The organism is Acinetobacter sp. 24-47-47, assembly GCF_057737035.1.
Window position 1 is genome coordinate 1,650,797 of the sequence record NZ_CM173216.1, and the last position, 15,286, is coordinate 1,666,082.

Consider the following 15,286-nt stretch of genomic DNA (forward strand, 5'->3'; position numbering starts at 1 on the left):
TACTTTTAAAACGATCAACCAAATTGCAACAGTTCAATCTTGAATAAATATACGACATCATCAAGAATAATTTTAAAGTCATTATTCGGATTAATTGTGTCTCTCAGCCGGCTCAAATTCTCTCTGCAACTCATTTTCAAACAGACAATCATCATTGCTGCGATTACATCAGCACCGATGATGGCATTTGCAAATCAGCAAACTACTCAACTCTCTCGAAACACCGTCGAAACAACACTGGATAATGGTTTAAAAGTCATTATTAGAGAAGATCACCGCGCACCTGTAGTAATTAGCCAAATTTGGTATGCCGTCGGCAGTAGTGACGAGTCAGGGAATTTACTCGGCATTTCACACGTACTAGAACATATGATGTTCAAAGGCACTAAAAAAGTACCGAATGATGAATTTACACGCCTTAGTCGAATTTACGGTGGTAGTGTCAATGCATTCACATCCACAAATTACACCAATTACTATCAATTCTATCCTAAAAAATATCTTCCACTGGCATTAGAGTTAGAAGCAGATCGAATGCAAAATTTAGTTCTGCGCCAAGAAGATTTCGAACCCGAAATTAAAGTCGTAATGGCTGAACGACGGCAACGAACAGAGGACAATCCTCGCAACCTTGCTTTTGAAAGATTTAAATGGATTGCATACCCGACCAGTCACTATCGCCAACCAGTGATTGGCTTAATGAAAAATCTGAATAACATTCAATTGAACGATTTAAAACAATGGTACGAAACTTGGTACGCGCCGAATAATGCAACATTAGTCATTATTGGGGATGTAGATCCTGAACAAACCATTCGAGATGTAAAAAAATATTTTAATAAGATTCCCAAAAAATCAGTTCCTGAACGAAATGATGTGCTTGAATTTTCAAGAATTGGATATCGCTTCATGCAGCAATATCAGGCTGTACATGTTCCCAACTTGTTTATGGCTTGGAATGTCAATTCCATTAAAACAGCAAAAAACCCTCAAGATGCCTACGCTTTAACCATTATTCAAAATCTATTGGACGGCGGAATTTCAGCACGTCTACAAGAGAGACTGATCCGAGATAAGCGAATTCTGACTTCAATTAATGTGAGTTATGATCCATATAATCGTGGGGATAGCCTATTTTTAATCTCTGCCATACCAGCTGAAGGTATTAGTCTTGAGCAAGCGCAAAAACGCATACAGCAGGAACTAGATTTATTCAAATCAGAATTGGTCAATGAAAAAGAACTCAATCGGGTCAAGGCGAATTTCATTTCCAATTTAGTGTTTAGCCAAGATGATGTTATTGGGCAAGCTCGACTCATTGGTTTGCTCAGCATCAATGATCTAGACTATCGCATGATTGATCAACTCCCTGATTACTTCGATAAAGTCACACCTTATGATTTACAACGCATTGCCAATATTTATTTTAATCGTGACAATTTGAGCGTTTTACATCTTTATCCTGAACAGAAAAACAATAACTAGGTGTTTTATGAATTATTTGTCTTCTCTATTTTTAACGAGTGTGTTGTTTAGTGCCATTTTGAGTTCACTGTCGCATGCAGAGGAACTTATAGAAGCGGAACCAATTGAACAGATCATCGAAGAAGATCCCAGTGGTCTAAGCTCGATTAAAAACTTGTTAAGCTTAAAAGAGATCACAAAATCTTCCCAAAATTATAAAGCGCCTTTTGTTCAAGAACTTAAAAACTCTTTAAATGTACGAACCTTATTTGTCGAAACGAATGATCTGCCAATGGTCGACATTCAAATTACATTTAATGCTGGATCTGCACGAGATGAAGTCATAGGTAAAGGACTTTACGGTATATCCAATATGGCAGCTCGCCTTATGCTTGAAGGAACAGATCAGCTCAGTGCCAAACAGATTACCACCACATTTGAGGGATTAGGCGCCAAATATTCTTTCAACGCCTATCGTGATATGTTTGTTGTTCGACTAAGAGTGTTAAATGATCCTGAAAAATTTGACCCTGCACTGAACTTACTACTGCATTTAATCAAGCATGCCACCTTTAAACAATCAGGCATTAATCTCGCGCTCAGTAATACTCAAATTGGGCAAAAACAACTTCAAGAGAATCCATCTAGACTAATGTCAATACAACTGTACCGTATGCTGTATGGAGATCATCCATATGCTCAACCAACAGCTGGGACAGTCGGTAGTTTAAAAAACATTACGCCTGAATTACTCAAAGAATTTAGAGATCGATTGCTTGTCGCTCAAAATTCCAATATAGCAATCACAGGACAACTCACTCAAGATCAAGCTCAACAGATCTCGGAACTGATCAGTATCAATTTACCGCAAGGGCAAAGGCAGCCTGACCTTCCAACTCCCGTCAGTGAATCAGGTTTTAAAATTTCAGTACTAAAACGCGAAAGCCTACAAGCACATGCATTATTGGGTCATTTATCTTTAGAACGAGCACATCCAGATCGTGCCGCTTTGGAAGTTGCCAACAGAATGTTTGGTGGTGGGAGTTTTAATTCAATCTTATCAAAAGAGTTACGAGTTAAACGAGGACTCACCTATAGCGCATCGAGTACGCTGACTACACCACAGGTACCTGGCGTTTTTAGTTTTGGATATGCGACACAACAAGACCAATTGCTCGAAAGCTTAAAGCTCGCACATCGAGTATTCATTGACTTCAAAAAACAGCCTATTACTGAATCATTGCTTAAAGAAAATAAAGAAAGTATTCTTCGGTCTTTTCCAATGACCTTAAATAGTAATGCAAATATTAATGCCCAAATCGCATCAATTGGTTTTTACGGACTTAATTCCAATTATCTAAATGAGTATCAGGAGCAGATTCGAAAACTAACTCGCCAAGATATTCAAAATGCAATACAAAAACATTTACACCCCGATCAAATGACTGTTATTGCTGTCTCTGAACGTGTCACTGCCAAGGAGATCGAAGAAATACTGAATCAAAATCTTGGGCTCAATCTGAATAAGATTGAAGACTAATCCAACTTCTCAATCGCTGGATAAATTTTTATATGAGCATTCTCGATATGATAAGCATTCAGCAAACGATAAAATTCAATATTTTTAATCTTAGGTTTTGCAAGTAACAAAGTTGCCATTTCATGCGTTCGCTCTAAACGATTTTGAGCCGCGAGCGCTTGAACTTGTTCAAAGTGGGCAGAATTAATTGGACGATTCAGTGCAATACTAGAGACAATAAGAATAAAAAGTACAATGCCTATGATGAAAGCATTTTGAATCTGCTCAATATTTAATTGTGAGAAAAGATCAGACGAAATTTTTTTTAAATGGAGCATGTACAACCTCGGATTAGCTTAAGTGTAATCCGAGATGCTTTAAAAATATAGTGTTAACGTTGAATTTAACAAGAACCATTATGCTAACAATGGCGCTTATTCACCTTTAAGAGACAACATTCTGCACAACACCAAAATATAAGATAGCAGCGATCACCGCGAGTACGATAAAAATAGTGAAAACACTTAAACCACCTTCAGCATCATCAGGGTGTTCTTCGTCAATGACGGCGATACGTTTTAATTCACCATCATAGTAGCGATAAAATTCAGCTTTCGCTGCAGGATCAAGCGTCTGCGTGTAATCATGCACACGTTTACGCTGCTCTAAACAGTAGTGACCTAAATGGATTTCTTGATGAAAAATTGCTTCATCAAGTTGTTTTTTATGATGATGTGCAAGCGCAATAATATCGGATGGCTCTGGTGGATTGCCAAATGTGAAACCATCAATGGTATTAGTCATAAGTCATTCTCCTTTATAGTTATTTACAGTTTTATCATAAACCCAATATAAAATGATTAAAGTTTAATCATGTAAGTATTTTTTAAAAGATTTATCTTGGAAATTTATTTGACAATTAACGCAAATTGTAATATTAGTTTAATATTACTTTGTTATATTCCATTTTGACCTAATTTAGGTCTTTATAACTTTAGTACTAATCATAATTAGAATAAGGAGTTTTATATGATTAAACAATTCTCTCAACAAGACCTCGAACATATGTATTCGAATGCTGTAAATACCATTCAATTTGAAATGAATTTTACAGACGCAGTTTCAGAACTTGAGAATGCAGCACGTGCGGGTCATGGTAAAGCAGCGATGTTTCTAGCTGAACTCTATCTTCAAGGTTTCCGTGTAGAACGTGATTCTTTGAAAGCACAGTATTGGCAAAACATGGCCACAATGCAAGCATAAATAAACGTCACATTAGTGGCGTTTTTTTAGCTCTTTTATTTACATATTTGCTTACCAAACTTTAAATTAATGCAACTAAACTTTAAGAAAAAATCATTAGACTGAACTTATCATCATTGGTAATGAATCATCGAACGATCATGAACACCTTTGTACAGTTGCAACCAAATTCAAAGCATTTTTTACTCAAAATTAATATCCTTAAAACCATGATGTATTGTGGAGTACTGTGGGGACTGTACAATCCAGAACATCAAGGTTGGGCCATTCGATCAATCAATCAAGAACACATATTCCCCTTCTGGCTCAATTCAGTGCAGGCTTTACATTATGCAAAAATTCACTGGCCGCACTATCAGCCTCGAAAAATAACGCCTGATGATTTTAAAAATTCACTACTCCCAACCCTAACGCGACTAAAAGTCACACCTGCCCTGTGCAATCATCGAGATCGCCACTTTAAGCTCACTATTCCACACATGCAGATGCTATTTTTTCAAAATCATTTGAGCCCATCTATTTAGCAGAAAATTCCACTAAAACGATTGTAAAGATTTAAGATTTCAGTTATTAACTTATACATGGACGAATAACCAACAAGAGGAACCTTTATGACAACAGTAGCTCAAGTCCTACAAAATAAAAACAATTCAGAAATCTCTACCATCACACCTGATGCTACGGTTTTAGAAGCAATCACACTAATGGCAACAAAAGGTATTGGTGCCGTTGTTGTCGTACAGGATGAAAGACTTGTTGGAATTTTATCTGAACGGGATTACACGCGTAAAATTGCACTTATGCAACGTACATCTGACTTAACTACAGTCTCAGAAATTATGACTGGTACGGTTTTATCTGTAAGTAAAAGCAACACCGTAGATGAGTGTTTAGATTTAATGACAGAACGTCATATTCGCCATCTGCCAGTATTAGAAGACGATAGACTCGTCGGAATTGTATCTATTGGTGACTTAGTTAAAGCCGCGATGGAAGACCAAAAAGTGTTGATTGAACAACTTCAACAGTATATTTCAGGATAAAGCTAAGCTCCCATCTCGGGGGCTTTTTTGATAATTCAATCATGATCTCAATTTTGAACAATAGATTGAAATTGGTCATCTTTTACAATGATTTTCTTTTATTGAGTCATTGAACTATTTAAACAGCATCAGTAAAGTCATTACATTATGGAATTTATTGCCTAAGGACTGATGATGTATAAAAAGTTATTTTGTTACACCGCTTTATTTGTAACTGCTTCCACTTATGCATCTGAACTTGAACCAACGATAAAGAATCAAATAGAGCTGCTAAAAAAAGCAAAAACATATCAAAAAAAGACACTCATCACGCCTGCATGTAATACCTATGAAAAAGCCTACAAAATGGGATATTTAGGGGCTGATCAAGATATGAAAAATCCAAGAAAAAACAAAGAATTTGTTGAAGCCGCCCTGCAAACTTCTGCCTGTTATACAAATTTGAATTATACAGAACAACCCCAAAAATGGCTCGAAGGCACTGTAACGCTATTTAAGTTAAAAAATTATTTTGCAGTCCCAAACTTAGATGGCCGACTCAAAGAAATTCAAGATGAAATGATGTCGATCGCAGAAGTGCTATATTTCAAAAAAAATGCTGACTATCGCAATCCCTCTTCTGAAGTAACCAATGCCTGTGCTGCATCTGAAATTGGCTTCAAAATTGGTTATTTAGGTGATCCTGATAAAGCTAAAGATCCTGCATTCAATGCAACATACGTACAACATGGTTTATTTCATGCCGCTTGCGTTTCTCTACTTCCATCCAAGGTTAAATCTGAGAATCCAGCATTTACGAGTTATTTGTCTTACGCAATTTTAAAAGAACTTGCCACCAAATATGACAGCAAAAAAGCACACGAACTAAGTGCACCAGCTGATGAAATTATGAAAACCATGGTTCAAGCTCAACAAGCTCAACAAGCTCAACAAGCTCAACAAGCGACTGAAACACTTGCTCAAGATCTTTCAATTGAAACTCCGCTCATTCCTATTGAAATTTCCTCCTTTGAAAATATTCTTACGCCTTTGAATGAAGAACCACCAGAAATGTAATTAAAAAAACCAGCCTAAGCTGGTTTTTTTATGTGTTAATTTAAACCTAATTTTTCTGCCACATAGTCCGAGTCTTTATCACCTCGACCTGATAAATTCACCACAACAATGGTATCTTTGGACAATTGTGGAGCTTCGCGTATCGCCCAAGCAACAGCATGTGAACTTTCTAATGCAGGCACAATCCCTTCAACTCGAGATAGAGTCATGAATGCATTCAGACATTCTTCATCAGTTGCTGTTGAGTACTCAACACGACCAATATCTTTTAAGAAACTGTGTTGAGGCCCCACACCAGGATAATCTAATCCAGAAGCAATTGAATGCACAGGTAATGGCTCGCCATTTTCATCTTCCAGTACATAACACGCCATACCATGAAGTTGACTTGGTTTACCTAAAGTTAGTGTTGCCGAATGTTGATCAGTATCTAAACCATGTCCTGCTGGTTCAACACCAATCAATTTCACACTACCATCATTAAGGAATGCACTGAATGCTCCCATTGCATTTGAGCCACCGCCAACACAAGCAACAATATAATCAGGATATTTGTTAAATCTGTCTTGTGATTGAACTTTAATTTCATCACCGATAATTGCTTGGAAATCACGCACCATTTTAGGAAATGGATGTGGACCAACGACTGATCCGATGGCATAAATAAAGCTATCAGGGTCTTTCAAATACTCTTCGAAAGCACTATCAACAGCATCTTTTAATGTTGCTGTTCCACGAGTGACTGAAATTAGATTCGCACCCAAAATTTTCATTTTCACGACATTTGGATGTTCTTTTTCAATATCAACTTGACCCATATGAATTTCACACGGGATACCAACCAAGGCACAAGCGGTGGCTAATGCGACACCATGTTGACCTGCCCCAGTTTCAGCAATGACTTTTTTCTTGCCCATGTATTTAGCAAGTAAAGCTTCACCCAAACAATGGTTAATTTTATGCGCACCTGTATGGTTCAAATCTTCACGCTTCAGATAAATTTGAGCACCGCCCAATTGTTCTGAAAGTCGTTTGGCATGAAATAAAGGACTTGGACGACCTACATAATGCGCAAACAGCTCTGAAAGCTCATTTTGAAATTCAGGTGTTTTACGAATTTCTTCATAAGCAACATTGATTTGATCCATTGCTGCTTTTAAATGAGGTGGAATGAATTGACCACCATATTCACCAAAAAAACCTTCTTCATTTGGCAATGCCACACCATTGATTTGATAGCTCATATCAAGATCCTTTAGATGAATATAATTTAAAAAAGTTAGCGCGAGAGAAATTTAGTCATATCTTCAATGCCTTTTAAAGTCATTGGATACATATGATCTTCAAATAATTCTTTGATCATTCCTATCGTTTGAGTGTAATGCCAGTAATTCTCAGTTTCAGGATTCAACCAAGCCGTCTTTTCATAATGCTGGCGCAAACGACGCAACCAAATTTCACCCGACTCTTCATTCATGTATTCGACAGAACCACCAGCAGATTTTAATTCGTATGGCGCCATACTTGCATCACCAACAACAATCACTCGATAATCTTTACCATAGGTATTAAATAAATCTAAGGTATTCATTTTTGTCGAAGTACGGCGATGATTGTCTTTCCACACGTAATCATAAAGACAGTTATGGAAATAGAAATATTCTAAAGTCTTAAATTCTGTTTTGGCTGCACTAAACAGTTTTTCACATTGTGCAATATAGGCATCCATAGAACCGCCTACATCGAACAACATCAAAACTTTAATTCGATTACGACGCTCTGGCACCATCTGTACATCAAGAATTCCCTGCTTAGCCGTTTCGCGAATCGTTTGATCTATATCAAGCTCTTCTTCAGCACCTTGACGCGCAAATTTTCTCAGACGACGCAACGCCATTTGCATATGACGTGTTCCCAAAATTTGATCATCATCAAGATTTTGGTATTTACGTTGTTCCCACACTTTTACCGCAGATTTTTTACGTCCCGGCCCTCCAATTCTCACCCCCTCTGGGTGATCACCAAAAGCTCCAAACGGTGAAGTGCCACCAGTGCCAATCATACGATTACCACCTTGGTGTTTTTTATGTTGCTCACGCAAACGCTCTTCCAGCATTTTCATGAGCTCTTCTAAAGAACCTGCTCTTTTTAGTGCTTCACGTTGCTCTGGCGTTAAGTGTTTTTCAAGGAGTTCTAAATCAAACCATTCTTTAGGAAGTTGATTAACTTTACTGAGTAAATCATCTACATCAAAGGTTTGAATGCCCTGAAAATAATCCTTCATAGCACGATCATACTTATCGAAGTAACGCTCATCCTTGACCATGACTGTCTTCACAAGCTGATAAAAATCATCTTGATCTGCAAAAACCAAACCTAGACTAATTGCTTGATTTAAATCAATCAGCTCGCGCGTCGTTACGGGGATTCCGTATTTTCGCAAGGTGTAAAACAGTCTTACGAACATAGTATTACCTATCGACGAGTCATAAATGCGAGGCGCTCAAGTAGCTGCACATCTTGCTCATTTTTGATGAGCGCACCATACAGCGGTGGAATTGCTTTTGACTTATCATGGTTTCTTAAAATATCTTCAGGCATATCATCAGCCATCAATAAGCTTAACCAATCAATTAATTCAGAAGTTGAAGGTGGCTTCTTAAGACCAGGTATTTGGCGAAGCTTAAAGAAGACCTGAAGTGCCTCACTGACCAATGTCGTTGAAATTCTTGGAAAATGAACTGCAATAATTTCACGCATGGTCTGTTCATCTGGGAATTCAATATAATGAAAGAAACAACGGCGTAAAAAAGCATCAGGAAGTTCTTTTTCATTATTTGAAGTGATGATCACAATTGGACGCTGTGTTGCAGTAATTGTTTCACCAGTTTCATAAACAAAGAATGACATTTTGTCTAGTTCATGAAGCAAATCATTTGGGAACTCGATATCTGCTTTATCAATCTCATCAATTAATAAAACGCAACGTTCTTCAGAGGTAAATGCTTCCCACAATTTACCTGGTTTAATATAGTTTTTAATATCATAAACACGCTCATCACCCAATTGACTATCGCGTAATCTTGAAACGGCATCGTATTCATAAAGACCTTGTTGAGCCTTCGTCGTTGATTTGATATGCCAAGTAATCAGTTTTAAACCCAGGCTATCAGCAACTTGTTCAGCCAATAATGTTTTACCTGTACCTGGCTCACCCTTCACTAAAAGAGGCTTTTGCAACGCTCGAGCGGCCTTCACAGCAAGCTTGAGACTATCTGTGGCGATATATTGATCTGTACCCGTAAATTGATGTGCATCAACAGACATAATGAAACCTTATTTTTTTATTTGGATAATTAAAGTGGTGGTGTCTTCACTGACGATGTGTGTCTCAGATTCTTTTGTTTAGAAGCGTACTTAGTCCAGAAATAACCTGCCAATAACCCTAAAGCAATAACAAAGGCAATCAATGAGAAATTAGACCAGATCAAAGGTGAATCTTTTGTTAATACCCCAAAGATCAAACCAAAAGTTGCAGGTGCTAAGGCGGAATTAGGACCTTCAGAAATCGTTGGTGTTGCCAAAATAGCAAACACAAAAATCCAAGTCACTCCACCTAAAGGTGAAGGTAGGCGTTTCGCTATGCCGTACCAACACCACAGAATAATCAAAGTTCCGAGAATATAGACGGTAATTGCAATGTTATATTCTGGAATTGAATCCAACATTGAAACAAACTGATCCCATCCTCCAACTTGATTATCACGCACCGCGTAGTCCCTCTGGCTCTACAGCATTAGGATTGATCAATCCTTCAGGCGGCAATTGTAAAAAGAATCCTTTCGTCTGAATTGAATCCATCACATGTAAAACATTTGCACGCGCTAATTTGCGTTCTGCATGTAATTCCAGTGACATCACAAATGTCGCTCGGCCAAATGCATTTTTCATTGCATCAGATAATACTGATAACGGATCAACAGCTTCTTGGTTTTCCGCTTGTTCAGGACGCGCAACGTAAATATACATTTCGTCTTTCTTACTAGATTTGTAGATTTCACACCACATGATTCAAACAACACCTTTTAAACTCAAAGCAAAGCATACATCAAAAAAAACGGCGAAACATTAGCGTTTGTTAACGCATCAGTCTAGTTTAGGATGACTGGTAATTCTTTAATCAAATTTTGAGAGAAGTCATTCATTGACTTTCATTTGCATACTCAAATATTGTGCATCTTTATGAAGCAACTCAATTAATGGCTTCGTCAGTAAATCATAACGCCAACCGAGTAAATATTGAGGTAAGTCTTGTTCATCGCCATGAAAAACCACATGCTGATATAAAGCCCCGAGCCATTTTTTTCGCATTAACACTTCTTTGGGGATCACCAACTCTTCTGCAAGATTACCAATCATGTTATCAACATCATGGGTAATATCTTTAGATGAATGTTTAATTGGTCGAGCAATTCGTAATGGCCATTCTTCCATTGGGGGCAGCAACGCAATAATATCCAAAATCGTTTTACCGTGCTCACGAACCACATTCGGACGAATATTTTTAACTTGGGATAATTGAAATGTATTTTTTGGATTTTTTTCCACCAAATCAATCATAGTGGCATTTTTCAGAATAAAACTTCGAGGCTGATTTAAAGCCTTCACCATTTCTTCACGCCAAACACTGAGCAATTGTAGCTGCATTAACTGCTTTCGAGAGTGTCTATAATTTCCGACATCTTCGTATAGTTTCTCTTTCGGCGTTTCTGTCGCAATCTCAAGCGTAAGGCTCTTACAATCCTCTAGTACATACTGATAATGCCCTTTTTTCTCTAATTCATTTTTTAGCGCATCGGCTAAATTCATAATATATAAGACATCATTCGCTGCGTATGCTTTTTGCTCTTCAGTTAAAGGACGTGCAAGCCAATCTGAACGTGTTTGATCTTTATCAATTTCTATATTTAAAATTTCTTTGAGAGCATTTTGATAACTGACCTGTAATCCGTGTCCGAGAAAAGACAAAGCCACCTGAGTATCAAATACATTATTAAGATGATTGCCTTTTGAATAATGGTAAATCAGATCAATATCTTCACCACAAGCATGGAAAATATTTTGCTTTGCAGCAAAAACTTTAGGCCAGAAACTCGAAAAATCTAGACGTGTACCGTCTAATAAAAACACCTGATCTGCGACATTGATTTGCAAGACACCCAATTTTGGCCATAGTGTATCAACTTTGATAAATTCAGTATCTAAACCATAAACATCTTGTTGACTCATTAGTGTCAAAACATGCTCGAGTTCTTTTTGCTCTTGGATAAATTGAAACATCATAAAAAACAATGTGCTAGATTGGTATCGAGATGTATTTTAGCTTAAATTATCAATTTTAAATATAAATTTTCAATTAAAGCGTCAAGCAAATCTATGTATACACTGTAAATAGTTATAAAACATGAAAAATTTAATATTTTTTTTGACTAAAAAACTATTCCGAAAAGTGATATTTCTCTAATCAAAAAAATAAGCACAATTTGTGCTTATTTCATTTGCATACGATTATGAACTGCTTGGCTTAAGGTGTGACTATCGACATACTCAAGCTCACCCCCTTGTGGTACACCTTGAGCAATACGTGTCATTTTGATATTCAAATGACGTGTAGCTTCTACCAAATAATGTGCCGTAGCCTGTCCTTCAACCGTTGCATTGGTAGCGAGAATAACCTCTGCTACCTGACCTTCAGCTAAGCGTTGAACTAATGCAGGTATGCCAACCTCTTCAGGCCCTATACCATCTAAAGGAGATAAATGCCCCCCCAATACATGATATTTGCCTCTGAAACTTCCACTTTGCTCAATTGCCATCACGTCTGCAGGAGATTCAACCACACAGAGCAAGGTATCATCTCGGTCTTGCGACAGACAAATGTCACACACCTCATTCTCAGTCAATGAGTGGCAAATTGAACATTCATGGATATGATCAGCGGCATCGCTAAGTGCTTCAGATAATTCCAAAGCACCTTGCTTATTCTTCATGATCAAATGCAACGCCATGCGCTGAGCCGACTTAGGCCCAACGCTTGGTAAAATTCGCAGTGCTTGGACGAGTTGGTCAAACCGTTCGCTGAACACTCGGCAATATCCTTAAAATAAACCTGACAAGCCAGGAGGTAATCCCATACCACTATTTGCAGACTTCATTGTTTCTTCTGAAATCGCTTCGGCTTGGCGTGCAGCATCATTCATAGCAGCTGCAATCAAATCCTCAATCATATCTGGATCGTCTTGAAGTAATTCTGGATTGATTTCAATGCGTTTTACCACATTACGGCAAGTCATTGTCACTTTTACCAAACCACCACCAGCTTCAGCATGCACTTCTTTCTGTGCAAGCTCTTCTTTCGCTTTCTTGATATTGGACTCTACTTCCTTTTGCATGCGCTGTGCTTGTTGCATAAGCATGTTAATGTTCATTTGTATACTCCGAACAAATTTAAATTAGACTAAATCAAGACCACGTTGAATGTCTGCAATAATATCATCAACGTCTTCCAAACCTACTGAAAGACGAATTAAACCTTCTGCAATGCCAGCTGCAGCCTTCGCTTCATCAGACAATTTACCATGAGTAGTCGTTGCAGGATGAGTAATCGTTGATTTTGCATCCCCAAGATTCCCAGTAATAGAAATAAATTGAGTGTGATCAATCACTTTCCAAGCAGCTTCTCGCCCACCTTTTACCACGAATGAAACGATACCACCAAAACCTTTTTGTTGCTGTTTAGCCAAATCATGACCTACATGATCCGTTAAGCCAGCAAAGAATACTTTCTCGATTTTATCGTGCTGATGAAGCCACTCAGCAATCTTTTGTGCACTTTCAGAATGAGCCTTCATACGTAGACGAAGCGTTTCCAAACCTTTTAGGAAAACCCAAGCATTGAACGGACTCATAGAAGGCCCAGTTGTACGAACGTAGCCAAAAACTTCTTCAAGTAATTGATGATTACCTACGACAGCACCACCCAACGCACGACCTTGACCATCTAGATATTTTGTCGCTGAATAGACAACTAGATCCGCGCCCAATTTTAATGGTTGTTGTAGCACTGGCGTACAGAAACTATTATCAATTGCGAGTAAAGCATCATTTTCATGCGCGATATCTGCTAATGCGCGAATATCAGCAATTTCCGATAATGGATTTGACGGAGATTCTACAAATAGTAGTTTAGTTTCTGGTTTGATCGCAGCTTTCCAAGCATCTAAATCTGTTAAATCAACAAAATTGACAGTCACACCAAACTTAGAAATGTATTTTTCAAATAAGGCCACGGTTGAACCAAAGACTGCGCGAGAACATACAATATGATCACCAGCCTTTAAGAATGACATCGCCACCGCCATGATCGCAGCCATACCCGTACTTGTTGCCACTGCACGTTCAGCACCTTCCATTGCAGCCAATCTTTTTTCAAACATTGCGACTGTTGGGTTTGTAAAGCGAGAATAAATATTACCGGGCTCTTTCCCAGAGAATTTAGCTGCTGCTTCTGCTGCATTTGCATATACAAATGAAGAAGTTAGAAACATCGGTTCAGCATGCTCACCTTCAAAACTGCGCGTATGACCTGTACGAAGTGCTAATGTATCAAGTTGGTATTCAATGTCGTCTTGCTGGCTCATTGCTCTAAATCAGTCCTAAAAACTGCCTTTGTGAATAATTGCCAACATTTTGAGCGCCCAAAGCATTTAAGGTCAAGGTAAAATATATAAATATCGCTTAGACTTCGTTCAAATCACATGCTTATGAGATCTTCAACCTTCATGGAACATTTAAAAACTAACTGGCGTTCTAAACAAAGCAAGTTAAAAAATTTAGGGACACGCATTTTTTACGGTAAATCTTTGGTTTTATCTCAAGCAACGCCGTATGAAGTGATAGGTACTCATAAATCGAGTAAAATTCGATATTACGCATCTGAAAATAAAAAATATGTTGAGCCATTGGTCTTTGTCGCGCCTTTAGCGATCAAGATGGATATTTATGATCTTTATCCATACCGTTCTCTTATCAAATATTATACAGAGCAAGGTTTTGACGTGTATTTGTTGGATTGGGGACACTTTAGCTATAAAGATCGCGATCTCAACTTTTTAGGTTTTATTGATGATGCAATCCCGAATTGTATCGATCAAATTCGTACACACGCTAAATGTGATCAAATTTCTTTACATGGCTGGAGTATGGCGGGAATATTTGTTCTGTTGTACACAGCGCTCAGACAGCCGAACCATGTAAAAAATCTAATCGTTTTAGGTAGTCCAATTGATAGCTTTGCTTCAGGCAATATCGGAAAGCTATATGCTAAGATGAATCGCTATCTTGAAAGAACTCGTCTACTCAAACATAAAGTTTATAACGGTCGTATTCCTAAGCGCCTCATTCACTCCCCAGGTATTTTAAATGCAATTGGATTTAAAATTTTAGATCCAAAAGGTTGGTATGAAGGTCACAAACAATTATTACTGAATCTTGATGATAAAAAACTTTTGCATGAACATGCCACTTTAGGTTATTTCCTCAATCATATGATTGATTATCCTGCTGGGGTAAACCAAGATATGTTATTCAATGTCTGGTTAAGAAATCCGCTAAAAAATGGTTATATCGAACTTCAAGATAAGAAAATCGAATTAAAAAATATAGACTGCTCTCTTATGATTGGCGCGGGTTCAAGCGATCAAATGGTCACAGCTGATGCTGTTAGACCATTGACTGAATTGACAAATAGTCGTGATGTCACGTTTACTCTTATTCCTGGTGGGCATTTAGGTTTAATGTCGAGTCAAAAAAGTGCCGATCAATTTTGGCCTGAACTTGCTCACTGGTTAGCAGAGCGTTCAACACAAATAGAGTAAAGAAA

Annotated in this window: 18 protein-coding genes; 7 read left to right on the forward strand and 11 right to left on the reverse strand. The window is 37.8% G+C overall.

The features are described from left to right. Nucleotides 1-177: 177 nt before the first annotated feature. Together AC1M9E_RS07750 and AC1M9E_RS07755 are read left to right on the forward strand one after the other, a co-directional pair. Nucleotides 178-1,485 (forward strand): M16 family metallopeptidase, encoded by a 1,308-nt coding sequence (locus tag AC1M9E_RS07750; RefSeq protein WP_481608205.1) that lies wholly within the window; start codon nt 178-180, stop codon nt 1,483-1,485. Between the two features lie 7 nt (nt 1,486-1,492). Next, a complete protein-coding gene (locus tag AC1M9E_RS07755; protein WP_481608188.1) occupies nt 1,493-3,004 on the forward strand; it encodes a M16 family metallopeptidase in 1,512 nt (503 codons plus the stop codon). Here the strand turns inward: AC1M9E_RS07755 and AC1M9E_RS07760 are convergent. Next, entirely contained in the window at nt 3,001-3,321 is a 321-nt protein-coding gene (locus AC1M9E_RS07760; RefSeq protein WP_180028944.1) for a hypothetical protein, read from the reverse strand. The two genes, AC1M9E_RS07755 and AC1M9E_RS07760, sit on opposite strands and share 4 nt — an antisense overlap. Nucleotides 3,322-3,427: 106 nt before the next feature. Further along, a complete protein-coding gene (locus AC1M9E_RS07765; RefSeq protein WP_481587962.1) occupies nt 3,428-3,787 on the reverse strand; it encodes a hypothetical protein in 360 nt (119 codons plus the stop codon). A gap of 225 nt (nt 3,788-4,012) precedes the next feature. Between AC1M9E_RS07765 and AC1M9E_RS07770 the strand changes: the two genes are divergently transcribed. The 4 genes from AC1M9E_RS07770 (at nt 4,013) to AC1M9E_RS07785 (ending at nt 6,345) form a co-directional block, all read left to right on the forward strand. Beyond that, nucleotides 4,013-4,246, forward strand: coding sequence for an SEL1-like repeat protein (locus tag AC1M9E_RS07770; RefSeq protein WP_035266572.1), 234 nt, complete (start codon nt 4,013-4,015; stop codon nt 4,244-4,246). Between the two features lie 140 nt (nt 4,247-4,386). Continuing rightward, a complete protein-coding gene (locus tag AC1M9E_RS07775) occupies nt 4,387-4,770 on the forward strand; it encodes a DUF2750 domain-containing protein (protein ID WP_481608187.1) in 384 nt (127 codons plus the stop codon). A gap of 87 nt (nt 4,771-4,857) precedes the next feature. Continuing rightward, nucleotides 4,858-5,289 (forward strand): CBS domain-containing protein, encoded by a 432-nt coding sequence (locus AC1M9E_RS07780; RefSeq protein ID WP_035266567.1) that lies wholly within the window; start codon nt 4,858-4,860, stop codon nt 5,287-5,289. Nucleotides 5,290-5,463: 174 nt separating this feature from the next. After that, nucleotides 5,464-6,345 (forward strand): hypothetical protein, encoded by an 882-nt coding sequence (locus AC1M9E_RS07785; protein ID WP_488224658.1) that lies wholly within the window; start codon nt 5,464-5,466, stop codon nt 6,343-6,345. Between the two features lie 35 nt (nt 6,346-6,380). Here AC1M9E_RS07785 and trpB read toward each other — a convergent pair whose 3' ends face one another. From trpB to AC1M9E_RS07830, 9 genes are all read right to left on the reverse strand, one after another. After that, nucleotides 6,381-7,589, reverse strand: coding sequence for a tryptophan synthase subunit beta (gene trpB, locus AC1M9E_RS07790; protein ID WP_481595205.1), 1,209 nt, complete (start codon nt 7,587-7,589; stop codon nt 6,381-6,383). A gap of 35 nt (nt 7,590-7,624) precedes the next feature. Further along, the gene (locus tag AC1M9E_RS07795) at nt 7,625-8,812 is read right to left on the reverse strand and encodes a vWA domain-containing protein (RefSeq protein WP_481608185.1); all 1,188 of its coding nucleotides are present in this window, start codon (nt 8,810-8,812) and stop codon (nt 7,625-7,627) included. Between the two features lie 8 nt (nt 8,813-8,820). Then, nucleotides 8,821-9,672, reverse strand: a complete 852-nt coding sequence (locus AC1M9E_RS07800; RefSeq protein ID WP_092768445.1) for an AAA family ATPase — start codon at nt 9,670-9,672, stop codon at nt 8,821-8,823. A gap of 29 nt (nt 9,673-9,701) precedes the next feature. After that, nucleotides 9,702-10,073 (reverse strand): hypothetical protein, encoded by a 372-nt coding sequence (locus AC1M9E_RS07805; protein WP_481589528.1) that lies wholly within the window; start codon nt 10,071-10,073, stop codon nt 9,702-9,704. A 34-nt stretch (nt 10,074-10,107) separates the two neighbouring features. After that, a complete protein-coding gene (locus AC1M9E_RS07810; RefSeq protein ID WP_035266558.1) occupies nt 10,108-10,413 on the reverse strand; it encodes a YcgL domain-containing protein in 306 nt (101 codons plus the stop codon). 129 nt (nt 10,414-10,542) lie between these two features. Further along, on the reverse strand, nt 10,543-11,685 hold the full coding sequence (locus AC1M9E_RS07815) for a ribonuclease D (protein ID WP_035266550.1): 1,143 nt from the start codon (nt 11,683-11,685) through the stop codon (nt 10,543-10,545). A gap of 209 nt (nt 11,686-11,894) precedes the next feature. Beyond that, complete coding sequence (recR, locus tag AC1M9E_RS07820) at nt 11,895-12,491, reverse strand: recombination mediator RecR (RefSeq protein ID WP_481608184.1); 597 nt, start codon at nt 12,489-12,491, stop codon at nt 11,895-11,897. Nucleotides 12,492-12,503: 12 nt separating this feature from the next. Then, nucleotides 12,504-12,833 carry a YbaB/EbfC family nucleoid-associated protein gene (locus AC1M9E_RS07825; protein ID WP_035266548.1) on the reverse strand — a complete coding sequence of 110 codons (330 nt, stop codon included), beginning with the start codon at nt 12,831-12,833 and terminating at the stop codon, nt 12,504-12,506. Between the two features lie 24 nt (nt 12,834-12,857). Next, entirely contained in the window at nt 12,858-14,045 is a 1,188-nt protein-coding gene (locus AC1M9E_RS07830) for an O-succinylhomoserine sulfhydrylase (protein WP_481614308.1), read from the reverse strand. A 141-nt stretch (nt 14,046-14,186) separates the two neighbouring features. Between AC1M9E_RS07830 and AC1M9E_RS07835 the strand changes: the two genes are divergently transcribed. Beyond that, nucleotides 14,187-15,281, forward strand: a complete 1,095-nt coding sequence (locus AC1M9E_RS07835) for an alpha/beta fold hydrolase (protein ID WP_481954882.1) — start codon at nt 14,187-14,189, stop codon at nt 15,279-15,281. Nucleotides 15,282-15,286 lie beyond the last annotated feature (5 nt).